General features: G+C 66.3%; 25 protein-coding genes. 13 read left to right on the plus strand and 12 right to left on the minus strand.

The window, feature by feature from the left end; translation table 11 throughout:
* The 3 genes from VIR09_RS18760 to VIR09_RS18770 all read left to right on the plus strand — a co-directional run.
* A partial coding sequence (locus tag VIR09_RS18760) for an ABC transporter ATP-binding protein (protein WP_414639444.1) occupies positions 1–759 on the plus strand: 759 nt, incomplete at its 5' end.
* Positions 760–769: 10 nt separating this feature from the next.
* Complete coding sequence (locus VIR09_RS18765) at positions 770–1,525, plus strand: ABC transporter permease (protein ID WP_332014233.1); 756 nt, start codon at positions 770–772, stop codon at positions 1,523–1,525.
* A 57-nt stretch (positions 1,526–1,582) separates the two neighbouring features.
* Positions 1,583–2,353: a class II aldolase/adducin family protein gene (locus VIR09_RS18770; RefSeq protein ID WP_414639445.1), complete on the plus strand. Its 771-nt coding sequence runs from the start codon at positions 1,583–1,585 to the stop codon at positions 2,351–2,353.
* 18 nt (positions 2,354–2,371) lie between these two features.
* Here VIR09_RS18770 and VIR09_RS18775 read toward each other — a convergent pair whose 3' ends face one another.
* Both VIR09_RS18775 and VIR09_RS18780 read right to left on the minus strand, forming a co-directional pair.
* Positions 2,372–3,169 (minus strand): IclR family transcriptional regulator, encoded by a 798-nt coding sequence (locus VIR09_RS18775; RefSeq protein WP_332014235.1) that lies wholly within the window; start codon positions 3,167–3,169, stop codon positions 2,372–2,374.
* Between the two features lie 88 nt (positions 3,170–3,257).
* Entirely contained in the window at positions 3,258–4,169 is a 912-nt protein-coding gene (locus VIR09_RS18780; protein ID WP_332014236.1) for a LysR substrate-binding domain-containing protein, read from the minus strand.
* A gap of 110 nt (positions 4,170–4,279) precedes the next feature.
* Between VIR09_RS18780 and VIR09_RS18785 the strand changes: the two genes are divergently transcribed.
* Positions 4,280–4,879 (plus strand): NAD(P)H-dependent oxidoreductase, encoded by a 600-nt coding sequence (locus VIR09_RS18785; RefSeq protein WP_332014237.1) that lies wholly within the window; start codon positions 4,280–4,282, stop codon positions 4,877–4,879.
* 147 nt (positions 4,880–5,026) lie between these two features.
* Here VIR09_RS18785 and VIR09_RS18790 read toward each other — a convergent pair whose 3' ends face one another.
* The 6 genes from VIR09_RS18790 to VIR09_RS18815 all read right to left on the minus strand — a co-directional run bounded on the left by VIR09_RS18790 (position 5,027) and on the right by VIR09_RS18815 (position 10,603).
* Positions 5,027–5,647 (minus strand): TetR/AcrR family transcriptional regulator, encoded by a 621-nt coding sequence (locus VIR09_RS18790; RefSeq protein ID WP_332014238.1) that lies wholly within the window; start codon positions 5,645–5,647, stop codon positions 5,027–5,029.
* Positions 5,644–6,267, minus strand: a complete 624-nt coding sequence (locus VIR09_RS18795) for an NAD(P)H-dependent oxidoreductase (RefSeq protein WP_332014239.1) — start codon at positions 6,265–6,267, stop codon at positions 5,644–5,646. The genes VIR09_RS18790 and VIR09_RS18795 overlap by 4 nt, the downstream gene beginning before the upstream one ends.
* A 100-nt stretch (positions 6,268–6,367) precedes the next feature.
* The gene (locus VIR09_RS18800; protein WP_332014240.1) at positions 6,368–7,519 is read right to left on the minus strand and encodes an acyl-CoA dehydrogenase; all 1,152 of its coding nucleotides are present in this window, start codon (positions 7,517–7,519) and stop codon (positions 6,368–6,370) included.
* A gap of 4 nt (positions 7,520–7,523) precedes the next feature.
* Positions 7,524–8,495, minus strand: a complete 972-nt coding sequence (locus tag VIR09_RS18805) for a tripartite tricarboxylate transporter substrate binding protein (RefSeq protein ID WP_332014241.1) — start codon at positions 8,493–8,495, stop codon at positions 7,524–7,526.
* A gap of 258 nt (positions 8,496–8,753) precedes the next feature.
* On the minus strand, positions 8,754–9,785 hold the full coding sequence (locus tag VIR09_RS18810; RefSeq protein WP_332014242.1) for a nitronate monooxygenase: 1,032 nt from the start codon (positions 9,783–9,785) through the stop codon (positions 8,754–8,756).
* A complete protein-coding gene (locus VIR09_RS18815) occupies positions 9,782–10,603 on the minus strand; it encodes an IclR family transcriptional regulator (RefSeq protein WP_332014243.1) in 822 nt (273 codons plus the stop codon). Before VIR09_RS18815 ends, VIR09_RS18810 begins: the two co-directional genes overlap by 4 nt.
* Before the next feature lie 81 nt (positions 10,604–10,684).
* On the opposite strand from VIR09_RS18815, the gene VIR09_RS18820 reads away from it, so the two are divergent.
* The 7 genes from VIR09_RS18820 (at position 10,685) to VIR09_RS18850 (ending at position 18,585) form a co-directional block, all read left to right on the plus strand.
* Entirely contained in the window at positions 10,685–11,875 is a 1,191-nt protein-coding gene (locus VIR09_RS18820) for an iron-containing alcohol dehydrogenase (protein WP_332014244.1), read from the plus strand.
* A gap of 11 nt (positions 11,876–11,886) precedes the next feature.
* Positions 11,887–13,350, plus strand: a complete 1,464-nt coding sequence (locus VIR09_RS18825; RefSeq protein WP_332014245.1) for an aldehyde dehydrogenase family protein — start codon at positions 11,887–11,889, stop codon at positions 13,348–13,350.
* Between the two features lie 22 nt (positions 13,351–13,372).
* The gene (locus tag VIR09_RS18830) at positions 13,373–14,338 is read left to right on the plus strand and encodes a tripartite tricarboxylate transporter substrate binding protein (protein ID WP_332014246.1); all 966 of its coding nucleotides are present in this window, start codon (positions 13,373–13,375) and stop codon (positions 14,336–14,338) included.
* 60 nt (positions 14,339–14,398) lie between these two features.
* Complete coding sequence (locus VIR09_RS18835) at positions 14,399–15,148, plus strand: SDR family NAD(P)-dependent oxidoreductase (protein ID WP_332014247.1); 750 nt, start codon at positions 14,399–14,401, stop codon at positions 15,146–15,148.
* Positions 15,145–15,642, plus strand: a complete 498-nt coding sequence (locus VIR09_RS18840) for a MaoC family dehydratase (protein WP_332014248.1) — start codon at positions 15,145–15,147, stop codon at positions 15,640–15,642. Before VIR09_RS18835 ends, VIR09_RS18840 begins: the two co-directional genes overlap by 4 nt.
* Positions 15,639–17,774, plus strand: coding sequence for an acetate--CoA ligase family protein (locus tag VIR09_RS18845; protein ID WP_332014249.1), 2,136 nt, complete (start codon positions 15,639–15,641; stop codon positions 17,772–17,774). The genes VIR09_RS18840 and VIR09_RS18845 overlap by 4 nt, the downstream gene beginning before the upstream one ends.
* A gap of 64 nt (positions 17,775–17,838) precedes the next feature.
* Complete coding sequence (locus VIR09_RS18850; protein WP_332014250.1) at positions 17,839–18,585, plus strand: citryl-CoA lyase; 747 nt, start codon at positions 17,839–17,841, stop codon at positions 18,583–18,585.
* 19 nt (positions 18,586–18,604) lie between these two features.
* Here VIR09_RS18850 and VIR09_RS18855 read toward each other — a convergent pair whose 3' ends face one another.
* Entirely contained in the window at positions 18,605–19,264 is a 660-nt protein-coding gene (locus VIR09_RS18855; RefSeq protein WP_332014251.1) for a glutathione S-transferase family protein, read from the minus strand.
* A 322-nt stretch (positions 19,265–19,586) separates the two neighbouring features.
* Here VIR09_RS18855 and VIR09_RS18860 point away from each other — a divergent pair, with 322 nt between their 5' ends.
* Both VIR09_RS18860 and VIR09_RS18865 read left to right on the plus strand, forming a co-directional pair.
* Positions 19,587–20,636: a hypothetical protein gene (locus VIR09_RS18860; RefSeq protein ID WP_332014252.1), complete on the plus strand. Its 1,050-nt coding sequence runs from the start codon at positions 19,587–19,589 to the stop codon at positions 20,634–20,636.
* Between the two features lie 55 nt (positions 20,637–20,691).
* On the plus strand, positions 20,692–21,912 hold the full coding sequence (locus VIR09_RS18865) for a hypothetical protein (RefSeq protein ID WP_332014253.1): 1,221 nt from the start codon (positions 20,692–20,694) through the stop codon (positions 21,910–21,912).
* Between the two features lie 35 nt (positions 21,913–21,947).
* Here VIR09_RS18865 and VIR09_RS18870 read toward each other — a convergent pair whose 3' ends face one another.
* The 3 genes from VIR09_RS18870 to VIR09_RS18880 form a co-directional block, all read right to left on the minus strand.
* Positions 21,948–22,907 (minus strand): LLM class oxidoreductase, encoded by a 960-nt coding sequence (locus VIR09_RS18870; protein ID WP_332014257.1) that lies wholly within the window; start codon positions 22,905–22,907, stop codon positions 21,948–21,950.
* 98 nt (positions 22,908–23,005) lie between these two features.
* Positions 23,006–23,629: a glutathione S-transferase family protein gene (locus tag VIR09_RS18875; RefSeq protein ID WP_332014254.1), complete on the minus strand. Its 624-nt coding sequence runs from the start codon at positions 23,627–23,629 to the stop codon at positions 23,006–23,008.
* Between the two features lie 158 nt (positions 23,630–23,787).
* A partial coding sequence (locus tag VIR09_RS18880; RefSeq protein WP_332014255.1) for an amidase occupies positions 23,788–24,676 on the minus strand: 889 nt, incomplete at its 5' end.

Raw genomic sequence — 24,676 nt, forward strand, 5'->3', positions numbered from 1 at the left:
GCCATCGGCTTCTCCGGCATGTCGATCCGCTTCAATGGGGACGTCCTGGCGCTGGACGACGTCAGCCTGGACATCGCGCCCGGCGAGTTCGTGTCCATTGTCGGACCCAGCGGTTGCGGCAAGACCACCTTGCTCAATATAGCGGCCGGCCTGATTCCCGCCAAGATGCATGACGGCCGCTGCGAGGTGCTGGGCAAGGCGCCCGTGGCCGGCAACCGGGACGTCGCCTACATGTTGGCGCGGGATGCGCTGTGCCCCTGGCGGACGGCGCTCGCCAATGTCGAACTGGCCGGCGAGATCCGCGGACAGCCGATGCCGCGGCGGCGCGAGATCGCGCGCAATCTGCTGGCCAGCGTCGGCCTGGGGGCGTTCGAGCAGTCATACCCCAAAGCGCTGTCCCACGGCATGCGCCAGCGCGTGGCGCTGGCGCGCACTTTCAGCATGGACTCGCCGATCCTGCTTATGGACGAGCCCTTCGGCGCCCTGGATTCGCTGACGAAGATCCAGCTGGAGGAGGTGCTGTTGGAGCTTTGGCAGGCTCAGTCGAGGACGGTGATGTTCGTCACGCATGACCTGGGCGAAGCCGTCGCCGTGTCGGACCGCGTGATCGTGATGAGCGCCCGTCCGGGGCGCATCGTGGCCGATGTGCGGATCGATCTTCCGCGGCCCCGGTCGGTGAAGTCCTTGCAGAAGGATCCGGCATTCCACCGCCTGCATGCCCAGGTCTGGGAGAAGCTGGACGAAGCGATGGGTAATTGACGAGGCGGCTATGAAAATACGGACACAAACTTGCGTAGACCGCGCGTTGGCGGTGGCCGGACTGCTGGCCCTGTGGCAGCTCGCGGCGTCCATGTCGTGGGTCGATCAGTTGCTCATCGGCAGCCCTCTGGGCATCGCTTCCTACCTGCGGGCAAACCTGTTCGGGGAGGGCGCCTTGCTCGTCGACTTCGGCTGGACCATGCTAGGCACCCTGGCCGCGTTCGCGCTGGGCACGTTCGCCGCGATTGCGACCGGCGTCCTGTTCGTGGTGAGCCCCCGGCTGGAGCGGGCCTTCGAACCCATACTGGCCGCCGCCAATTCGATGCCGCGCATCGCCCTGGCGCCTTTGTTCCTCATCTGGTTCGGTCTGGGGCTGGCGTCGAAGGTGGCTATCGGGTTCAGCCTGTGCTACTTCATCGTGCTGTCCGGCACCGTCGCCGGCGGGCGCAGCGTCAGCCAAGACCATTCGGTGCTCTCGGTCACGCTGGGCGCCAGCCCCTGGCGTAAGTTCATCCATTTCACGCTGCCGACCGCGGTGCCGACCATCTTCTCGGGATTGCGGCTGGGACTGGTCTATTCGCTGCTGGGGGTCGTGGGCGGTGAGATCATCGCCTCGGAGCATGGCCTGGGGCAGCAGCTCAGCCTGTTGTCGTCCCAGTTCAATACCAATGGAGTATTGGGCATCCTGCTGCTGCTGGCGCTGACCGGCGCCGGTATCAACGGGTTGATGAACATCGTTGAAAACGCGCTGCTGCGCTGGCGCTGAGACCAGGACCGGCGGCAGGCGCATCCATCGCAGGGGAAGGCAATGACATCGCTAGGAATGGGCAATTCGGCGGCGCCAGGAACTTCGGCGTCCGCCGCTGGCGACGCGGTTTGGCGCCGCCGCGTGGAACTGGCCGCAGCGTACCGGCTGACCGCGCTGTTCAAATGGGACGATCTGATCGCGACGCACATCAGCGCCCGCGTGCCCGGCACCGAAGACCGCTTCTTGATCAACCCGTACGGGCTGCTGTTCGAGGAGGTCACCGCATCGAGCCTGATTACGGTGGACCTGCATGGCAATAAGCTGGACGACTCCCCGTACGAAGCCAATCCGGCGGGCTTCACGATACATAGCGCCATTCATGCCGCGCGCCACGACGCCGAATGCGTGATGCACACGCATACCTTGAACGGAATCGCCGTTTCGGCCCAGCGCGATGGCGTCTTGCCCTTGTCGCAGCAGTCGATGCTCGTGTTGCAGAGCCTGGGCTACCACGACTACGAGGGCATCGCCTTGCGGGAGGACGAGAAGCCGCGCCTGGTGGCGTCGCTTGCGGGCAACGATTTCCTGATGCTCCGCAACCACGGCTTGCTGACGGTGGGCAGAAGCATAGGCGAGGCCTTCGTCTTCATGTACCTGTTCGAGGCGGTATGCAGCATTCAGGTGCGCGCGCTGGCAGGAGGACTGCCATTGAGCCGAATCGATCCGGCCATCATCGCGACGGCCCGTGAACAGGTGCGTGCCGCCACCCAGGGGCAGGGCCCGGCCATGGCCTGGCCGGGCCTGTTGCGGCGCCTGGACCGCGAGATGCCGGGCTATGACAGCTGAGCAGCTGCCTGTGCGCGCTCAGCCGGCGGCGTGGTTATAGCCGAGCTCGCGGGAGATGTTGCGGGCCGCGTTGAGCACCAGGGGCGCGACGCCGCGTTTGACGGCTTCGGTCATGCGTTCACCGGGGGCTCCGACGCTGATCGCTGCGATGCAGGCGCCGTGGCCGTCGAAGATCGGCGCGGCGATGCCTCGCACGCCGCCGCCCCATTCGCCCCGGTTGTAGGCGACGCCCTTGTGGCGCACCTGTTCCAGTTCTTTTTCGAGTTGCTCACGCGTGGTGATGGTCAGCGAGGTGAACACCTTGAGGCTCTCGACGACCTGGTCGAGCACCGAGGACGGGGCGTAGGCCAGCATGGCCTTGCCCGTCGCCATGCAGAACGCCGGCACCCGGTCGCCCGGCTTGGTGTGGGCGCGCACCGGCTGGGGGCTGTCGATGACGTCGAGGTACAGCACTTCGACGCCGTCGAGTATCGACAACAGTATGGTTTCGCGCGTCTGCGTCGCCAGTTCCCGCATCGCCGCCGCGGCCGCGCCGCGCAGGTCGACGCGGTTGGCCACGCGCTGACCCAATTCCCAGAGCTTTAGTGTGCATTCATATTCGCCGGCGGCGGTCTGGCGCACCCATCCCGCCGCGCGCAGTACCTGCAGCAGCCGATGCACGCCGCTCTTGGGCATGTCCATGTGCCGCGCCAGCGTCGTCACGCCCATGGGGCCGTCCTCGCCAGAAAGCAGTTCGAGCATCATGAGGCCCTTGGGCAGGGAGCCTGACTGCGTGGCCGTAGCATCAGCGGCCGTCGTGGGCTTGGCGGGTTCCAATGGTGAGACTCCTGTCGAAGGGCGGCCGGAACAGGCGCATGCCGCGAAGGGTGTTCATTATTCTAGAACAGAGTTCTGAATTGTCTATCTATTGTTCGGCCGTGGCCAGGCGCGCGGGCAACTTCTTTACCAGTTCGTCCACCGCCAGCCGGGTCTTCAAGGACAGATGCGGGGTGTACGGCCACAGCGCATTGATGGGATACATCACGCTGGCACGGTCCGGCAGCACCTTGCGCAGCTCGCCCCTTTCCAGCGGCTCGCGCGCCAGCCAGGTCGGCAGCCATGCAATGCCGAAGCCGGCCACCGCCGCGTCGGCAACGCCGCGCAGGTCATCCATCTGCAAGCGGGCGTTCGGCCGGATCGCCAGGGTCCGCCCTTCGGCGCGTAGTTGCCAATCGAGCACCCGGCCCTGGCGCGTATAGGCCACGCCTTCATGATGCTGCAAGGCTTCCGGCGTGTCCGGCTCGCCGTGGCGTTGGAGGTAGGACGGCGAGGCGCAGAACACCATCCCATGCTCGCCCAGCCGGCGTGCCGCCAGATCGCCGCTATCTGGCGGCACGCCATTGCGGATGACCAGGTCCAGGCCTTCCTCCACCAGGTCCGTCATGCGATCGTTGAAAGACATCTCCAGGGTCAGTCCGGGATGTTCGCGCGCCAGTTCGAGCAGGATGGGCGCAACGCACAGATGTCCGAACAGCACCGGCATGGAGACGCGCAGCGTGCCGTTTACATGGCCCTTGCCGCTTTCCAACGCCGCCTCGCCGGTCCGGACTTCCGCCAGCGCCCGCCGGCAATGTTCGTAGAACAGCGAACCTTCGTCCGTGAGGCTCTGGCTGCGCGTGGTGCGGTGAAACAGCGGCACCCCCAGGCGCTGTTCCAGGCGGGCAATCCTTTTTCCTACCGCCGAGCGGGTGAGATGCAGCCCTTCCGCGGCCTGGGCAAAGCTGCCGGCCTCGACCACTGCGACAAAGACGTCGATGCCACTCAGGCTATTCGTCATTAATTGGGGTCATTTTGGAACCAATAAGTAGAAATAATATCAGCACTGCGGATAAATAATCGTTGATAAGCTGGATACATCGAAGCAACTATCCATATGGGAGCACGACCATGAGCAAAATCCTCGTCCTGCAATCCAGCATCAATGGGGCCAACTCCAGGAGCAATGGCCTGATCGACGGTTTTCTCGCCCAACGCCGCGCCCGCGGCTACGCCGACGAAGTGCGGGTACGGGACCTGCCTGGCCTGAACCTGCCTGTCCTGGATGACGAACTGTTCCACGCCATGCGCGGAGCCGAGAATCCCAGCGCCCGCGCCCGCCAGGCGGTCGCGCTGTCCGATGAACTGATCGCCGAGCTGAAGTGCAGCGATCTGCTGCTGATCGGCGCGCCCATGTACAACCTGAACGTGCCGACCGCACTGAAAAATTGGTTCGATCTGGTGGCCCGGGCGCGCGTGACTTTCCGCTATACCGAAACCTATCCGATGGGCTTGGTCGAAGGCGTGCGAGCCGTGGTGTTCAGTTCCCGCGGGGGCATCCACCACGGACAGGCGACCGACGCCGTTACGCCCTACCTGCGTTCGGTCCTCGGCCTGATGGGCATCAGCGAGGTGGAGTTCGTCTATGCGGAAGGAATGGACATCCGTCCGCACGGCATCGAGCAAGGCATGGCCTGCGCCCGGGCGCAGATTGCCGAGCTTGCGGCCTGATCGGTGTCGTGCCCGGCTTCTTTCATCCTATCGTTTTGTATATGGTATGGCCCAATCGCAGAGGTAGCCTCGCCGGGAGCTCAGGCAACGTAAGATCCTAGTTGTTCCGGCCGGCGCCGCATGAGCCTGGACCCTGCCTTGCGCCCGCTACGAGGATGATTTGCTGCGCTTGACCATCGCCAGAATGGTCTCCATCAATTCGTCCCGCGCCTGTTCCTCGCCGATATCCCCGGCGACGGCGGCCTGGGACAGGCCGTCGGCGGCCCCCAGCATTGCCCACATGCCGGCCGGCGCGATCCCGGCGGGGCCGGCGTGGGGGGCAAGCACGGCCTGGCATTTCTTGATGAAGGCTTGCTGGTAGCGGTGTTTGACCGCGGCCAGTTCCGGTGAGCCGCTGAGCGCCGCGAGCACGCCGGGAATCTCGCGTCCCTGGGTCATGACGCATTCGACATAGCCGGACGCGATGACGCGGGCCTTGTCCTTCAAGGCCGGCTTGCTGGCGGCGATCGCGGCGTCGATGAGCGCGGTCTGGCGAACGTCGAAGTCTTCATAGAGCGCCACCAGCAGGCCGTTGCGGGTGCCAAAGTGGTCATAGGCCACCGGCTTGGTGACGCCGGCTTGCGCGGCGAGCCGGCCCAGTGTCAGGGTGTCCGTGCCTTCGTCGCTGATCAGTTTCCAGGCGACGTCCAGCAATTGGCGCTGGCGCTCGTCCCTGGACAGGCGGCGCTGGGTCGCCGTCCTGGCTTTGCTAGATGGGTTTGCGGTCATGTTTCGACTTCCTCCTCGCGGATTACAGCACGCGAAGCGAAGATTCTCTCTCCTATCGTTCGGGCGGCATCGAGTTGGGAGGCCGGGAATCCGGCGTCCGAGGGCAGCAGCAATTCCGAGGTTGAAACGCTGGCGCCGCAGTAACCGAAGATGCCGTGGTCGATCTGGGTTTTCATTGCGCCGAAGTATCCGTGCCGCGCGTAGGTGCGCTGGTTGGCGCCGCCGATCGCGATCAGATGCACCTTGAGCCACTGCAGTTTCTTATGCAATTTGCCGTCCGCGTCTTCGTCGTAGGCCCAGCCTTGGGTGAACACCCGGTCGATCCAGCCCTTGAGCAGCCCAGGGAAGGACCACCAGTACACCGGATAGACCAGCACCAGGGCATCCGCGCGGTTGAGGCGCGCGTGCTCCGCCGCGACTTCAGGCAGCGGCTCTCCTTTTTTCAGGAGCAGGGCAATGTCCGGCTGTGTGAACCTTGGGTCGAAACCTTCTGCGGCCAGGTCGGCGAGTTCGAAGGAATGCTGCGGGGAGGACGCGGAGATGCCTTCCGCTATCCGGGCGGAGACCGCGTGGGTGAGCGAGGCGGGGTCGGGATGTGCAACAACGATGAGCGCATGCATGGTGTGCCTGTTCCGTCGATTATTTAACCTACCAACAGTAACTTACTTTTGGTAGGTTTGGAAGCGGGCGCGAAACTGGACCCCTGGTCTTACCGGCTGTCTAGGCGATCGCGTTCATCCCCAGGATCTCGCGCCCCGCGATCAGGGTCTGGATCTCCGTCGTGCCTTCGGGAATCATGCCTCCGCGCGTATCCCGGAAGATGCGCTCTATCGGGTATTCCTCCGAGTAGCCCAGCCCGCCATGCACTTGCAGCGCCATGTTGGCCACTTCGTGGGCGGCTTCGGTGGCGTAGAGCTTGGCGATGGAGCAGGCCTGGCGCACGTCCTTGCCGGCTTCCAGCGCGTGGGCGGCGCGCATGCCCAGGGCGCGCGCCGCTTCGACGCGGACCGTCATGTCGACGATGTGCTTCTGCACCAGCTGGAAGCTGCCGATGGGGCGGCCGAACTGCTCGCGTTGCCTGGCATAGTCGATGGACATGTCCAAGGCCGCCTGCGCGGCGCCGACGGCGCCCATGGCGATGTTCAGGCGCGCGGCGTCCAGGCCCTTGAGGGTGCCGGCGAGCGCCGCGCCTTCGACGCCAACCAGGTTTTCCTTCGGGATGCGCACGTCGGTGAAACCCAGTTCGGCCGTGCCGGTGCAGCGCAGCACCATGGTGTCGAGCTTGCGCACGTCATAGTGGGCAAGCGCCCGTTCGACGATGAAGGTCGACAGCTTGCCGTCGCAGGTGGGGCTGAATGTGCGCGCGACCACCATGGCGAAGTCCGCGTCGCAGCCGTTGGTGATCCACAGCTTGCGGCCGTTGAGGACCCATTCGTCACCCACCAGCTCGGCCCGCGTCTGGATGCCGGCGATGTTGGAGCCGGTGTTCGGTTCCGTCAGGCCGGTGCAGGCCTTGAGGCGGCCGGCCATGAGCGGCTCCAGGTACTTCTCTTTCTGCGCGGGTGAGCCATGGGCGGCCAGGCGCTTGATGGAGCCGTTGGTGATGTTGACGATGGTGCGCAGCGACAGCCAGTGGTAGCCCAGCTCTTCCATCATCATGGCCCAGGTGGGCATGTCGATGCCGTGCCCGCCCTGGTCTTCCGGCAGGTTGCCGCCCAGGTAGCCGAGCCCCGCCAGCTTGGGCATAAGTTCGAACGGAAAGGTCCGCGCCTTTTCGTGCTGCGCCACGATGGGCGCCACTTCCGCCAGCATGAAGCGGCGGATGCTGTGCTGGAGTTCTTGCTGTTCCGGCGTCAGGTCGATGTTGCTCATGCGCTTACTCCAGCTTCAGGTTGGCGCGTTCCACGAGGTCGCGTGTGACCTCGCGGTGCTCCGCCCAGAACTTGGCGAACGCCTCGGGCGAACTGCTGACCAGCGGCGTGGCAATGCGCTCGAACCGTTCCTGCACGATGGGCATGGCGGCGGTTTCTTCCAGGGCCTGGGCCAGCTTGTCGATGATGGGCTTGGGCGTGCCGGCGGGGACGACCACCGCCTGCCAGGTGGTGACCTTGAAGCCCGGGACGCCGGACTCGGCGATGGTGGGCAGGTCCGGCAGATCCTTGACGCGGGCGGCGCCGCTGACCGCCAGGGGGCGCAGCATGCCGTCCTTGATGTAGGGCAGGGAACTGGAGCGGCTGTCGATCATGAAGGTCAGGCGTCCGGCGATCAGGTCTTGCAGCGCGGGCGCGCTGCCCTTGTACGGCACGTGCGTGAGCTTGGTGTTCAGCGCCAGCGCCAGCGAGGAGGCCGCGGTGTGCGCCGAACTGCCGTAGCCCGGCGATCCGTAGGTCAGCGTGGCCTGCTTGTCCGCCTTGATGGCGGCGATCAGGTCCGCCATGGTCTGGTAGGGCGAATCCTTGGGCACCACCACCACCAGCGGCGAATCCGTCAGTTGCGCCACGGGCGCGAACGCCTTGGCCGGATCGACCTTCAGGTCCTTGTACAGGTACTGGTTGACGGCGATGGTGGCGGCGTTGGTCCACAGGATGGTGTAGCCGTCGGCGGGGGCGCTGGCCGCGGCCAGCAGCGAGAGGTTGCCGTTGGCGCCCGGCTTGTATTCCGGGATGACGGGCTGGCCGAGCTTCTTGCTCAACTCGTCCTGCATCATCTTGAACGCGATGTCGGAAGGCCCTCCCGGCGCAAAGCCGATGACAGCCCGTATCGGCCTGTCCGGCCATTCCGCGGCCGTGGCCGCCGTCGCGAAGCCGGCGGCCAGCAGGGCTGCCGCGACCAACTTGCTGAACTTCATTCCTGTCTCCTGTTTTTCTGGGTTTGAACGCGCTTGCGATGCGCGGGCAGACTCTTGGGTGGCCTGCTTAATAATTCATTGTGCGAATTATTAATTCGTTTAATGAATTGATGATACTGCGGCTGCCGGGACGCCGCAATAACGGGCTTGCGGCCTGCGGCCAAATCGGCCGCATATGCGCATGAAAAATCCCTGCCGCGCGCAAGGGCGGGGCAGGGATCCAGGGCTGTGGAACATCCCGCTGGCGCGGGATCGAACTCAGGCGGAATCGACCATTCGCCTGAAGCGCGCGCTGGCCTGCACGCATTCCTGTTGCAGCCGTCGGACGATGTTTTCCACGGGCTCGATGCTGCGGGCAAAGCCCACCGCCGGTCCCATGGACAGCATGCCTTCTTCATGCTGGCCCGCCTGGTAAGCGAGGGCCTGGGTGCGCTCGCCGCTGATCAGTTCGCCGAAATCCGCGTAGCAGTTCGCGCCGGCCTGCTCCAGGGCGGCGACCTTGCGCGCGTTTTCGTTGTCGAGGATGCGCCAGGTGTCGCCCAGGCTGCCGAGCACGGCGCGGGTGCCGTGCTCGCTGGTGTCGACCACCCGTTGCTTGTACGCGGTGTGCGCCGGGGTTTCCAGCGCCGGGGTGAAGACGCTGCCCATCACCACCGCGTCGGCGCCCAGCGCCAGCGCCGCGGCGATCTGTCGGCCGTGGCCGATGCCGCCGCCCAGCGCCAGCGGAATGCGCAGCTGCTCCAGGGCGTAAGCGCCGTTGAGGAAAGTGGGCAGCTGATTGCTGCCCGGATGGCCGCCTTCTTCCATGCCGACCAGGGTGATGGCGTCCACGCCCATCTTTTGCGCCGCGACGGCGTGGCGTACGTGCGCGCATTTATGGATGACGATGGCGCCGGCTTCGCGCAGGGCGGGCAGGAGCGGCGTGGGCGGCAGCCCCGCCGTTTCGAAGAGGCGCACGCCTTCTTCAAGCGCGATGCGCAGTCGCGTCAGCATGGCGTCGTTGTGGGCAGCGCGGCGCGACAGTGTGAGGTTGACGCCGAAGGGCAGGCCGTCCGTCAATTTGCCGCAGTCGCGCAGCGCCTGCCTGAAGTCCTGGTCGGTGCGCGAACTGCGCGCGGTAATGAAGCCCATGCCGCCCGCGCGCACCATGGCCGCCACCAGGCGCGCATCGGACAACCACATCATGCCGCCCAACAGCAGCGGCCAGCGTATGCCCATCAGCTCGGTGATGCGGGTGGGCCAGCGTTGCGGCACGCCAGTGGCATCAGCCGGCGCGAGAGACTGGTTCACACGTGCCTCCCCATCAGCAGGATGGGTTGCAGCTCGCCTGCCAGCCGCTGCAGCGTGGGGCCGGCTTCGTCGAGCATCAGCGACCGGGGCAGCAGCGCTGCGGGACCGCCGCAGCTGACCACGTAGCGTTCGCCGGCGGGCAATTCGATGGCGGCGGCCACGGTATTGATCTGGTAGGCGGGGCGCTCGTGATAGACGAAGCCGCGCTCGGCATACAGGGCGATGGCCTCGGCGATGGCCTGTTGTTCCGCGGTGTCGCCGGCCTTGCCGGATGCGCGCGCTTCCTGGAGCAGGATCTCGCGTTCTTCGGGCGAGCAGCAGGCCAGGTAGGCCCAGCCGATCGCGCTGTGGAACAGAGGAATGCGCGAACCCACGCGCAGGTTCATCAGCAGCGGCGAGTTCCCTTGGCAGCGCAGCAGGTAGACGATGCTGTCGCCGTCGCGCCGGCCCAGGGCCACCGCGACCTGGTAGCGGTCGGCCAGGGATTGCAGCAGCGGCCGGATGACGTCCAGCGCTTCCTGCCCCGCCAGCGCGGCGCCGCCCAGCGCGATGGCGGCGATGCCCAGCTGCAGCTTGTCCTTGCCCGGCACGGCGGTCAGGAATCCGGTCTTTTGCAAGGTATGGCACAGCCGCCAGACCGTGGGTTGGGCCAGGCCGGTCAGATGAGCCAGTTCCGTCGTGCCCAGCATGCGCCGTTCGGCGCTGAAGCAACGCAGGATTTCCAGCCCGCGGGCAAGCGCGGTGACGAACTGGCGGTCGGGTTCGACGGCGTCGTCCGCTGCGTCGTTGGCGGGCGTGCGGGATGAGGCTCTTGACATGGACAAGCTCCTTTTCTATTATCAATTCACTAAATGAATTATAAATTCGCATAGCAAATTATGCAAGATCAGGAGGACGATGTGAGCGGTCAGCAAGATTGTGCGCTTCAGGCCCAGGGTGTGATGGCCTGGCCGGGCGTGTGCCACTGGGGTGCGGACGCCCTGGCCAGAACGCTGGCCGCTGCCGGCCCGCGCCTGCGCCTGCCGCTGGTGGTGACCGATGCCGGCACCTGGGGCGCGGTGAGGCCTGCCGTTGAAGCGGCGCTTGCGGCCGTGCCGGGATTGCAATGGCATGTGTATGAAGGCGTGGTGCCTAACCCTGCCATCGCACAGGTGCGGGCGGCGCTAGGCACGGCGCGCGAGCTGGGCTGCGCCAGTATCCTGGCCGTCGGCGGCGGCAGCGCCATCGACGTGGCCAAAGCGGTTTACGCCTGTCTGGCAGGCGGACTGGACGCCGACGAATTGCAGACGCCGCGTGGACAAGCATGGTTGGCTGGCGCCGCCACGGACGATCCACTCTTCATCGCCGTGCCCACGACCTCGGGCACCGGCAGCGAAAGCAGTTCGGCCGCGTTGATCCAGGGCGACGACGGCCGCAAGCGCCTGTACCGATCCAACCGTGCCCGTCCGTCGCTGGTGGCGTTGCAGCCCGATCTGACGCTCAGCCTGCCGCCGCGCCCTACCGCGCAGGGCGGCTTCGACGCCGTGCTGCATGCCTTGGGCGCGTGGATCAACACCGATCCTTCCCCCGTCGGCAAGGCCATGGCCTTGCAGGCCTTGCGCCTGTGCATGCGCGCACTGCCCGAAGTGTTGCGCGCGCCGGACAGCCTGCGCGCGCGCGCCGACATGCAGATGGGCGCCTACATGGCGGGCCTCGCCATCGGCATGAGCAAGGTGGACGCGGTGCACGCCATGTGCACGCCGCTGGAATCGCGCGTCCACATGGCGCACGCGGAAGTGCTGGGTCCGATCTTCAGCGTGGTGGCGCGCCACACGGCGCTGACCGCCGCCGCTCCCTACGCCGAGGCCGCGCGCGCCCTGGGCATTGCCGCCAGCGAAGACGAACAACAGGACGCCCTGGCCCTGATCGAGGCGGTCGAGTCGCTGGCGCGGCTGGCGGGCATTCCCTTGCGCTTCGCCGGATTGGCGCTGTCGGCGCAGGACGCCGCGCAGCTTGCCAGCCAGGCCATGCTGAGCGCCTCCATGCCCATCAATCCGCGCGTCCTGGCGCACGAAGAAATCCAATCCCTATACCTGCAAATGGCCGCGTAAGGAGCGCCCGCATGGATGTCATAGATTCCCACCCCTACGAACTGCTGATCGGGGAAAGCTGGCGCGCAGGCGCCGAAGGCCGCACGTTCGAGACCTTCAATCCGGCCACGGCGCAGGTGCTTGCCCATGTGCATGAGGCATCGACCGCCGACGTCGACGCTGCGGTGCAGGCCGCGCACACCGCCTTTGAAACGCATTGGCGCAAGACCACCCCAGCCCAGCGCGGCAAACTGCTGCGGCGCCTGGCCGAGCTGTTCGAGCGCGACCGCGAGAAACTCGCCTGGATCGAAACGCTGAACGTGGGCAAGCCCATCACGCATTCGCTGGACTCGCTCAAGGGCATGCCGGCATCGCTGGAGTACTTCGCCGGCATCATTCCTGCCCTGCGCGGCGAGACCATTCCCGTGGGCAACATCGACGTGCTCAATTTCACGATACGTGAGCCGCTGGGCGTGTGTGCACTCATCATGCCGTGGAATTACCCGATGACGCTCACCGTCAACAAGCTCGGTCCGGCGCTGGCCGCCGGCAACACGATAATCCTCAAACCCTCGGAGGTGACGCCGCTGTCCACCATGGCGCTGGCGCGGCTGTTCGAGGAAGCCGGCTTTCCGCCCGGCGTGGTCAACGTGGTCAACGGCCCGGGCGCCACGGTGGGCGAACGGCTGGTCACCCATCCGCTGGTGTCGCGGGTGTCGTTCACCGGCGGCACAGTGACGGGCGCGCGCATTCTGGCGGCGGGAGCCGCGGACGTGAAGCGGGTCACGCTGGAATTGGGCGGAAAGTCGCCGCTGATCGTGTTCGAGGATGCGCCGCTGGACAAGGCCGCGGCCGTGGCTGCGGGCGACATCATCAAGAACTCCGGCCAGGTCTGCATCGCCTGCACTCGTCTGCTGGTGCAGGAGTCCGTGCGCGAGGAATTCCTGGGCCTGCTGACGCAACGCCTGGATGCCGTGCGCATCGGCTCGCCCACGGACCCGGCCACCGAGATGGGACCGCTGGTCAGCGCGGCCCAGAAGCAACGCGTCGAGCAGTACGTGGCGTTGGCGCAAGAAGAGGGCGCGCTGCCGGCGCGCCACGGGAACGTGAAGCTGGAAGGCGACACGGCCAAGGGCTACTTCGTGTCGCCCACGCTGCTGCTGAACTCCCATGCGCGCATGCAGAGCGCGCAGGACGAGATCTTCGGCCCGGTGCAATCCCTCATCGGTTTCAGCGACGAGGCCGACGCCCTGCGCATCGCCAACGACACGCGCTACGGCCTGGCCGCGGTGCTGTACACGCGCGACGGCGGCCGCGCCCTGCGCATGGCGCGCGGCCTGCAATCGGGCAGCGTGGCCATCAATACGGGTTTGCGTACGTCGTTCGACGCGCCCTTCGGCGGCTACAAGCAGTCCGGCATCGGCAAGGAGCGCGGGCTGGAAGCCATCTACGAAAACACACAGCTCAAGAACGTCAAGTACGACACCACCATCTAGCGTGTCGTCCAGGGGAGACAACATGAAGTTCATCGTCAAACTGGCCTCGGGCCTGGCCGCCTGCATGCTGGCGGCGGGCGCGCACGCGGAATGGCCCGACCGGCCCATCCGCATGGTCATCGGTTTCGCGCCCGGGGGCGCTTCGGACATCGCTTTCAAGATGGTGCAGGACGAGCTGTCGAAAAAGCTGGGGCAGCCCATCGTGCCGATCTACAAGCCGGGCGCCAACGGCAACATCGCCAACCAGGCCGTGGCCACGGCCGACCCCGACGGCTACACGGCGCTGTGGGCCAACGTCGGACCGCTGGCCATCAACACCTATCTCTACAAGGGTGTGCAGGTCGATCCGGGCAAGGCGTTCGTGCCGGTCACGCAACTGACCGATTCGCCGCTGGTGGTGGTGGTGCCCAAGTCTTCGCCGTTCCAGACCATGCAGGACCTGGTGCAGGCGGCGAAGAAGCCCGACGCCGGGCTGTCGTACGGGTCCGCCGGACACGGTAGTTCCATGCACGTTGCTGGCGCCGCGCTGTCGCTGGCCCTGAACGCGCCCATGACGCACGTGCCCTACAAGGGCAGCGCGCCGGCCCTGCAGGACCTGATCGCCGGACGTTTGTCCTTCATGGTGGACAGCCGCTCCACCACCGCGCCCTTCATCAAGGAAGGCGCGTTGCGCGCGCTCGCTGTCAGCGGCGACCAGCGCGTGTCCGACATGCCCGACGTGCCCACGGTGGCCGAATCGGGGGTGCCGGGCTTCAAGGTGACGACCTGGCAGGCCGTGGTCATGCCGGCCGGCACGCCCCAGCCCATCGTCGACAAGTTCTCGGGCGCGCTGCGCGAAACCTTGCAGATGCCCGAGGTGCGGGAGCGCTTTGCGCGCATCTACACGCCGCTGGTGGGCAGCACGCCCGAAGCCTTCGCGGCGTTCTGGGCCAAGGAAAGAGCGGGCGCCAAGGCCTTGGTGGAACAGGCGCGCCTGCAGGTCGATTGAACGCCGGGCCCGGTCGGGCCAGGCGCGGCAGGATCATTGAAACTCGAATGGAATGGCATCATGGATCTGGAACTGAAGGGTTGTACCGCTTTCATCACGGGCGGCGCGGGCACGCTGGGCATGGCAATGGCCAGGCGCTTCGTGCAGGAAGGCTGCAATGTGGTGGTGTGCGACGTCAATGAAGAGGCGATCGAATCGGCCTGCAAGGAACTGTCGGCCCTGGGCGGTCAGGTACTGGGCGTGCGCGCCGACGTGACCAACAAGGACGAGGTAGGCAGCGCCGTGCAGCAGGCGGCGCAGCGTTGGCAGAAAGTGGACATCCTGGTCAACAACGCGGGCTTCGCGCGCGACCGCTATCTGACCAAGATGTCCGAGGAAGACTGGCACGCGGTGCTGGACGTGACGCTGCTGGGCGCTTTCCATTGCTCGCGCGCCGTGCTGCCGCTGATGATGGAGCAGCGCTTCGGCCGCGTCATCAACATCGCCTCGCGCGCCCACCTGGGCAATCCGGGGCAGACCAATTACTCGGCCGCCAAAGCCGGGCTGATCGGCTTCACCCGGTCGCTGGCGCTGGAGTCTGGCAAGTTCGGCATCACTGCCAACGCGGTCGCGCCCGGGGTCATTTCGACTCCGCGCATGCAGAAGCGTCCCGACTATGAAGAGCTGACCGAACGCGCCAAGACCAACACGCCGGTCGGCCGCCTGGGCGATCCGGCCGACGTGGCCGCCACGGTGGCCTTCCTGGCATCGCGCCTGGCCGGTTTCACCACGGGCGAAACCGTGCACGTGACGGGAGGGCGCTACGCATGAGCACCCCATTCGATCTGGACGAACACCTGGGCCGCCGCCTGTATTTCGAGGACCTGGTCTCCGGGCAGTCCTGGGAAAGCCCGCGCCGCACGGTCACCGAGGCCGACGTGGTGCAGTTCGCCGGGCTGTCCGGCGACTACAACGCGCTGCACACGGACGCGGTATTCGCCGCCGGCCATCCCTTCGGCCAGCGCGCCGCGCACGGCATGCTGACCCTGGCCATCGCTTCGGGCCTGACCACGCGCATGCCCGTGTACCGCCTGATGGACGGCACCCGGCTGGCGCTGACCGAACTGCGCTGCCAATGGCGCAAGCCGGTACTCATCGGCGACACCATCCACGTCGAACTCAGCATAGGCGAGAAGACGTTGTCGCAGAAGCGCCCCGGAACGGGACGTGTCACCATGCTGCGCACGGTCAAGAACCAGAACGGCGAGATCGTGGTGGAATCGGAATGGACCACCTTGATGAAATGCCGACCGGAGGCCGCATGAGCGCGAGTCCTTCCCAATTCGATCCCCAAGTAAGCTTCGACGACCTGGTGGAATTGACGCGGCCGCGGTCGGTCATGATCGTGGGCGCTTCCAGCAAGCCTGGCACGCTGGGCCACACTACCGTGGTCAACGTGCTGGAGCATTCGGATTTCGACGGCGAGGTGCATCTGGTCAACCCCAAGGGCGGCGAGCTCTTCGGCAAGCCTTTGCATGCCAGCGTGGACGCCGTGCCGGTCCATGGCGTCGACGTGGCCTTGCTGCTGGTGCCGGCCGAATCGGCCGTCGCCACGCTGCGCGCCTGCGCCGCGAAAGGCGTGCGCTACGCCATCGTGTTCACGGGCGGCTTTGCCGAACTGGGCGAGGCAGGGCGCTCGGTCGAGGCCGAGATGCTGGCCGTGGCCCAGCGTAGCGGCATGCGCCTGTATGGCCCCAACTGCGCCGGCATGACCATGCTGGCGCCGCGCCTGGGCCTGACCTTTTCCACCGAGTTCCGCAACGATGGCAGGACCGGCAAGCTCTCGCGCATCGGCCTGGTGACGCAGGGCGGCGGCCTGGGCCGCTCGCTGATGCAGGGCAACGAGCGCGGTGTGTGTTTCTCGCGCTGGTTCTCCACCGGCAACGAGCTGGACCTGGACAGCGCGGATTTCATCAACTGGCTGGCGCATGATCCGGGCACCGACCTGATCTGCACCGTGATGGAAGGCATACGCAGCGGTCCGCGCTTCATCGCGGCGGCGGCCGCCGCCCGCCGCGCGGGCAAGCCGCTGATCGCGCTGAAGATCGGCCGCTCGGATTTCGGCAAGAAGGCGGCGCAGTCGCACACCGCCTCGCTGGCCGGCGAGGATGCGGTCAACGACGCGGTGTTCTCGCAGTACGGCGTCATCCGCGTGGAAGACCTGGACGAGCTGCTGGATGTGGCCAGCCTGATATCGCGCGTGGGCGTGCGCAGCCTGCGCAATATCTGCGTGTATTCGTCGTCGGGCGGCGCGGGCGTGCTGTCGGCCGACAAGGTGGGCGAAGCCGGTCTGTCCATGGCGGTGCTGGCGGACGCAACGGTGGCCGAGATGGCGCGGCATGCGCCCGCCTACGCGGCCCTGACCAATCCCGTGGACCTGACCACCAAGGCCTTGACCGATCCGGATCTGGCCCGGCGCTGCCTGGCGCCGCTGTTCGCCGATCCGGGCGTCGATGCGGTGCTCTATCCCATCACTTCCAATTATTCGGCCAGCACCGAAGGCCTGGTGCGCAACATGCTGGCCGTGGCGCAGGGCGGAGCCAAGGCTTTCGTTCCCGTATGGATGAGCAGCCGCCGCGGACCGGCCCACGATCGGCTGATCCAGGAAGGCTTTGCGCCTGTCTATAGCCTGCGCAATGCCATGCAGGCGCTCAAGCGCGTCAGCGGGTATGCGGACCAGGCGATGGACCAGATCCAGGATGTCCCGCTAGCAGGCTTGCCGGCTGTCGCGCCTGCCGTAGAACTGCCTTGCAATGAGGCACAGGCCAAGGCGCTGCTGGCGCAATACGGCGTGCGTTCGCCGCGCGAGTCCCAGGCGGCTTCCGCTGACGAGGCGGCAGCGGCGGCGCGTGCCATCGGCTTCCCCGTGGCGCTCAAGCTGGTGGCCGACGGCGTGCTGCACAAGAGCGAGATCGGCGGCGTGCAGCTGCGGCTGCGCGATGAGGCCGAGGTTCGCGAGGCTTTCGAGCGCATCCTCGCGAACGCGGCGCGGCATCAGGTGCCTGCCGCCGCCATCCGCGGTGTGCTGGTGTCGGAAATGGTGGTGGACGGCGTGGAGATGCTGGTGGGCCTGCATCGGGACGAGGTCTTCGGCCCGGTGCTGAGCGTGGGTGCCGGCGGCGTGTGGGTGGAGGTCGAGGCCGACGTGGCGCGCTGCCATCTGCCGGCGAACCGCGCGCAGATCGAGCGCGCGTTGGACCAGACGCGCATCGCCCGCCGCCTGGCCAGCCATCGCGGCCTGCCGGCGCGGGACAAGGCGGCCCTGGTGGATGCCGTGCAACGCATCGCGGCCCTGTTCACCGCCTTGGGCGATGGCGTGCAATCGCTGGAGGTCAACCCGCTGGTGGTGCTCGACCAGGGTCAGGGCGTGGTGGCCCTGGATGCGGTCATCGAATAGCAAGCTGGCGCAGCGGCAGCCTGTCACCCGGGCGGCCGCTGTCCACAAAATACGGAGATTTCAGATGTTCGACAGCAAGATCGGAGGCGGCGACGCCCATACCATCCTGGTGCGCGGCCATGACCTGGTGCAGGACCTGTTCAAGCGCGACTTCATCGACGTGCTGGCGCTGGAGCTGTTGGGCGAGTTCCCTACGCCCCAGCTCAAGACCATGCTCAACCTGTTCCTGGTGAGCGCGACCGACCATGGGCTCACGCCCAGCGCCTTATCGGCGCGGCTGACCTTGCATGGTGCGCCAGAAGCCATGCAGGGCGCCCTGGCGGCGGGACTGCTGGGCGCCGGCAGCCGCTTCCTGGGCGTGATCGAATACGCCGCGCGCTTCCTGCGCGACGCCTTGCCCAAGCAGGACAGCTACACCGACGAGGAACTGCGCCACTATGCCGAGGAATGCGTCAAGGCCAACAAGGCGGCCAAGCGCAAGATTCCTGGCGTAGGGCACCCGATACACGTGGACGGCGATCCCCGTTGCGAAAAGATGTTCGAGATCGCCAGGGACTGCGGCTATTACGGCAACTACTCGCGCTTTGCCGTGGAGCTGGCCGCCGCGGCCGCCCGCCAGTCGGGCCGCAAGATTCCGCTGAACGCCACCGGGGCCAAGGGCGCCATCGTGCTGGACATGGGCCTGACGCCCGAACTGGGCAAGGCGCTGACGATGATAGGGCGTTCGGTGGGCCTGATGGCCCACATCATCGAGGAACAGAAGAACCCCATCGCCCAGAAGGTATGGGACATGGCCGCCGGCAACGAGTGATGTCCGTGCCGGACCTGGCTTAGTCCCGGTCCGGCGCGCCCAGCGGAAACAGCGGCCGGTACGGCCGCGCTTCTTCGACTGCCTGCGCGAACGACGGACGCGCCAGCAGGCGCGCCCGATAGGCGCGCAACACCGGATACGCCTCGGCGATCCGGTGCGTCCAGTCGCCATAGAACAGCGAGGGCGCGGCGGCGCAGTCCGCCAGCGTGAAGTCCTCGCCAGCGGCCCAGGTCCTGCCGGCCAGATGCGCTTCCAGCCAGGCGTAGGCGACTTCCAGCTTTTCCACGGCCAGCGCCAGCGTTTCGCGGCGCTTGGTCTCGTCGCCAGACAGCGCGCCGCCGACCGCATGCTGTGTCCAGTTCATGACGTGCAGGTCGAAGAAGCGATCCAGGAAGCGCACTTCCAGGGCGGCTTTGGCATCGGCAGGCAGCAGGCGCTGCGGACCGGGATGTTCCAGCTGCAGGTGCTCGATGATGATGCTGGTCTCGGCGACGTTGCGGTCCCCATCTTCCAGTAGCGGGAATTTGTGCAGAGGCCAGCGCCGCAGCCATTCGGCGGCGTGTTGCGGCGTGTCGGGGCCGATGCAGCGGAACTCGAACGGGGTGCCGTTTTCGTACAGCGCGATCAGGACCTTCTGCGTGTAGGAGGAGAAGGGATGGCCGTAAAGCGCGAGCGACATGATGGGGTCTCCGGACGGAATCGCCACAGACGATACCCGGCATCACCGGAGCGCGAAACAATCGCAACAAAGAATTTCAAACGGCCGGTGTCGCCGGTTCTGGCGCATCCTGGCGGCGGCCAGGCGCGATGCGCCCGCAGCCCGCGCCGTTACAGGCGTTGCGGCTGCGAATCCATGCGTGGCCGCTCGCGCGCGGCCGCAACGGCCCGGGCAAGCCCGCCTGGCGCCATGTTTCAGCTCCCACGCAAGTATTGCGATCCGGCTCCGAGCCAGTAGTATCCGCGCTCAACAGACCGATACCGCTTACACCAAGGACCGCTCCATGACCCTGACGCGACCGCGACTTGCCTTGTCCGCCCTGACGCTTACGCTGGCCCTGTCGGGCTGCGCGCCCCATCCGTTCCTGAGCGCCGAGGGCACCAGGAACGATCCGCGCTACGCCCAGTTGCTGGACCTGATCGACGCGGCCCTGAAGGACGACATGGCTGTGGTGCTGGTGGCCGATATCATGCCGCATCGTTCGCTGGGCGACGCGTTGGAAATGACCAAGTGGACCTCGCGCGTCATCTGGATGTTCGAAAAGGACCCACGGATCACCTTCAGCCGCGGTTTCGAGACCAATTCGCTGCAGCGGGACAAGAAGACGACCTATCTGTTCCAGGCCTTCGAGGTGCATATCCTGCCGCCCGGCAAATACCTGCTGACCGGCGGCGACGACTACAAGCTGAATGCGTTGCTTGAGCAGGTCGGCGCGCCGAGCGGCAAGGTGGGTTCGGGCCGCGGCGCCAACGGCACCGCCTATCTGTCGCCCGAGCTCTACCGCGAGTTCTATCGGGAAACCAACTGGCGCGATGCCACCTATGGCACCGAGACCAAGACGCGCAAGGTCTGCACCGCCGTGCACATGGCTTCGGGCGCCTGCGTGAGCTGGGGCGAGCAGCAGTACAGCGAGACCACGCAGCTCGGTGCGGCGGGCTATGTCGAAGAGACCGATTCCCGCGACATTCCCGCGATCAAGGTGCAGGCCCGCATCCCGCCGCAGCAGGCGCTGGCAAGTTTCACGCTCAAGGGCGGCCAACTGGTGCTGAGCCAGCGCATGCACCTGAAGACGCCGAGCTACAAGTACCGGCAATCGGCCTGCCGCGCGGTCGATCCCAAGATGATCGAATGTCCGCTTGAAGACCTGACCGTCTACACTCGCCCGGCGCCCATGGAGTTCACGCAGAAGTACATCGAGCGGCTTGCGAACGTGAGCGATGAGCACCGTAAACTCTTGTCCACGATGATACCGATGCAGATCACGCCGCTGGGCAAGCAGGGCATGGAAGACCCGGTCTGGGGTGTGCCGCTGTCGTTGCGCAAGGGCAAGTAGGCGGAGAGCGCAGCGGCGCAGCGCTGCCAGACCGCAATCCACGAGGACGATCCGTTTGAAGAAGATTCGGCACTACTGGTTCGGCATCGCGGTTTCCCTTCTGTTGGCGGGACTGCTGGCATTCCTGGGCGTCGTGTTCGTGTCCACCCCGAATCTCGGCTGGGGCGCGCAGGCGCTGCTGAGCTACGGCGTGCTGATCGGTGGGCCGCTGGCCGTGTTGCTGGCGCTCTGCTGGATCGTTTATATGGTGCGAGACAAGGGCCAGGTGCCTGGGGGTGTCCATGCGCTGCTGTTCCTGCCCTCAGTGCTGGCGGCTGCGATTGTGCCCGTCAGCGATTCCATCGAACGCAGCAGGCAGGACCGCTTCCGGGAGTCGCACCCCGCGATCGAGGAGACGCACGTCAACCTGAGCGGCCATACCGTCTGGCCGGACAGGCGCGGAGGGAGCTTGTCTGCCGGCGCATCGTCGTACCTGGAACCCGGGACGGCGGAGCAACGCATGTTCTTGCGCTTTCGCCGCTATCCGGATCAGGGACCCGCGGCCGGCGAGCAGTTTTCCTATGAGGGTGCGCGCCTCAAGGACGGCGTGGACCGCTACGTGTACTCCAGCCAGGACGGAACGCCCGGCGCATCCGTGCCGCTGCGCCGCCTGCCGTATCCCGATCTGGGCAAGCTGCCCTCCGCATTCACGTATGGCGAAGCCGCGCTGGTGGTCTACCAGTACTACCACTATGCCGACCACGTCGAGGTTGCGCCGGGCATTGCGCGTTTCGCGGGAACGACCGAGGATGAGATGGAATCTACCGGCATTCCTGGGCTGGCGATCTTCGGCCTGGAGAACCGCACACCGCAGACCATCGCCAGGGTGGAGATCAACGGCCAAGCCTACGACATGGGCTCGCATGCCGACCGCAGCCTCTTGTCGCGGCCTTGCGATCCGGTGCGCGGCGGCAGCCCGGTCTTGCTCGATCTGGAGCAGACCGTGCGGGTGCGCTGGCAGACGATGGAAGAGCCCGGGGCCTGGCACGAGGCCGCGGTGACCGTGCCCGCCTTCAGCGCGGCGAGCAAAAAGGATCCGGACAAGGGCCTGTTGCGCGTGCGCCTGTATTTCCTGCCGGACGGAACCGTGGCGGCCGAGCGCTACAAGCTGATCCGCATGCGCGGTGAAACTTCCCTGCGCGCCACCGGATTGCCCGCCGCCGCGAAGCCCTATACGGGCTGCGGCGGCGCATATTTCGGCTACAACCCGCAGACGGTGAAGCTGCTGGACAACTGAGTCCGGCGCACGCCACGTACGTGTTGGCTGCCTGGCTACCACGCAGCCGGAAGCGGGGATGGACCTTGGTGCGTAGGAAAATGCGGCAGCACTTCCTCTGCCAGTTCCTGCAGCACCTCGGCCGCCGGCCGTTGCGAGAACTGGATGCCGAGCGCGGCATGATTGACGCCGGCGGCCTGCCATTCCTCCAGCAACGCGATCAAGCCCTTCCTGCCGGTGCGCAGCACAAAGCCGTTATGCAAGGGCGTGCGCGGATGGTCGGGGTCATCGGTCAAGTCCAGCCATTCGTTGGTCATGTGCGGGCGGAAGCCGCCGTCGGGTATCAGCGCGCGCCATGCGCGGATCTTAGCCCCCAGGCGTTGTGGTCCCATCGGCGTATCCGTGGCGTCGGGATAGGTCAGCCAGCCATCGGCGTGTTCGGCAATCCACGGCAATGACTGCCCCGACGAGCCGGTGACGATGAGCGGAATGACGCCCGCGGCGGGCTTGGGCAGGAATTCCGCGCGGCTGAAGCGTCCCAGCGACGAATCGATCTCCAGGCGCCCTGGGCGCATGAGCTGGCGGAAGTACGAGACAGCTTCCGCGAAACGCGTTGCGCGCTCGTCATGGTTCAACCCATAAGCGGGAAACTCGACCGGCCGGTCTCCCGATGCAACCCCCAGCACCAACCGGCCGCCCGACAGTTGATCGATGGTGTTCGCTGCCTTGGCCAGATCAATGGGGTGGCGCAGGGAAAAGATTGCGCTGCCTGTCGCCAAGGCAATCTTCTTCGTTTGCGCCGCCAAAAAAGCCAGATAGGTGAACGGATCGAAGACCTGGCCGGCATCGCCGAAGGAAGGGGAGTACAAGGGCACGTCGCGTACCCAGACGGCGGCAAACTCCTGCCGGTCGATCTGTTGTACCAGTTCCGCCTGGCCTGCAAGGACCGCCATGCTGCCTTCGTAGAAGCGCAACGGCAGGAAGATGCCCAGGGTCAGGCGATCGGGTGCGAACATCCGCCGATAGCCGGGATGCGCGGAGAAGGCGAAGTGTGACGCTCCGGCCGTGTCATGGAGCGAGTGGGTAGTATCCATTCCGACTGTCCTCGATGCTTTCAAGCGCCTGTTGCCGGCGCAGGCAGGGTGATGCCTTTGGCGACCGCAGGGCGGGCCGCCACGCGTTCGTGCCATGCGCTCAGATGCCGGTGATGGCTGAAATCGAAGTCGATGATCCGCGCGATATGGCTCCAGCCGAAATGCGCGATATCGGCGATGGAGTAGGTGTCGCCGGCAAGGTAGCTGTGCCCGGACAGCCTGCGGTCCAGCACCGCGAACGCGTCCTCGGTCAGGCGCTGGTAGCGTTCCAGCGCGGCAGGGTTGCGCGCCTTGTCGAACACCTCGAAATTCACGCGCTGTCCGATGATGGGGCCGACGCTGCTGGAATGGAATTGCAGCCACTTGATCGCTTCCCACCGGCCTTGGGTGTCCGCCGGCAGCAGCTTCCCGGATTTTTCGGCGAGGTACAGCAGTATGGCGGCCGACTCGAACAGCACGACGCCGGTTTCGTCGTCGGTGAGGACCGGGATGCGGCCATGCGGGTTCAGCGCAAGAAAGCCGGGCTGGCGGTGTTCGCCTTGCGCGATGCGCACGTGATGCAGGCGGTAGGGAAGTTCCAGTTCCTCCAGGGCGATGGTGGCCTTGTAGCCATTGGGAGAACTGTCGGTGTATAGATTCAGCATGCGCTTGCTCATTGAGATAGGCTAAATTTTCAGGATCCCCTGCGATCCAGAAATTCTCCTTCTCCCGCAAGAGCGAGTACAGCGATCATTTCTCAATGTTAAGTTTAGGAAATCTAAAATGACGGCGGCGTTTCCCTGCGAACGCCGCGCGCGTTTTCCTACACCGCGACGGATCTTCCAGTCTCGAAGCGCTGCGCGGCCTGCAACAGCAGGCGCTCGCTATCCGCGCGGCCCAGCAGCTCCAGGCCTACCGGTATGCCGCCGTCGGTGAAGCCTATGGGCACGCTCAAGGCCGGCAGTCCCGTCACCGCCGCGAGCAGGCCATTGCCGCCGCGCTGCGGTTCGCCCAGCAGCACCGGCGCGCCGCGCACGCTGGGGTAGGCCAGCAGGTCCAACTGGCTTTGGTCCATGGCCGCCAGCACTTCATCGCGCAGCGTCCTGGCGCGTGCCAGCACCGCCAGGCGCGCGCCGCCGTCCGGATCGCGCAGCGCATCGCGCTCGCGCAGCAGAGGTGCGACTTCCGGATGGGGATAGCCGCCGTCCAGGATGTCGGTCAGGCTGCGTACGCGCAGACCGGCATCGCGCAGGCAGAGTGCCAGCGCATCGCGGAATTCGTAGCCGGTGACGTTGGCGGCGGTCAGGCGCGCGTCTTCCAGCGCCAGCGCGGCCGGCTGGATGTGCGCGCCATCGGCTTGCCAGCCGGCGAGCGCCGCCCGGACATGCCGCGATACCTCTTGTTCCTCGCCGGCAGAACCGAAGAATGCGTCCAGCGTGCCGATGCGCCAGCCCTGGCCTGCACGGCGTGCTTGTCCATCCCGATCCGCCATCACCGACCACAGGATGTCGAGATCAGCACGGCTGCGGGCCATGGGGCCGACGGTATCCAGCGTCGGCGACAGCGGCACCACGCCGGCGTTGCTGTAGCGTCCGGCCGTGGGCCGCAACCCCCATACCTGGTTGAAGGCCGCCGGGATGCGGATGGAGCCGCTGGTGTCCGTGCCTATCGCGGCCGCCGCGAAGCTTGAGGCCACCGCGACGGCGCTGCCG

It is taken from the genome of Achromobacter sp. (assembly GCF_036567245.1).
GTDB lineage: Bacteria > Pseudomonadota > Gammaproteobacteria > Burkholderiales > Burkholderiaceae_B > Achromobacter.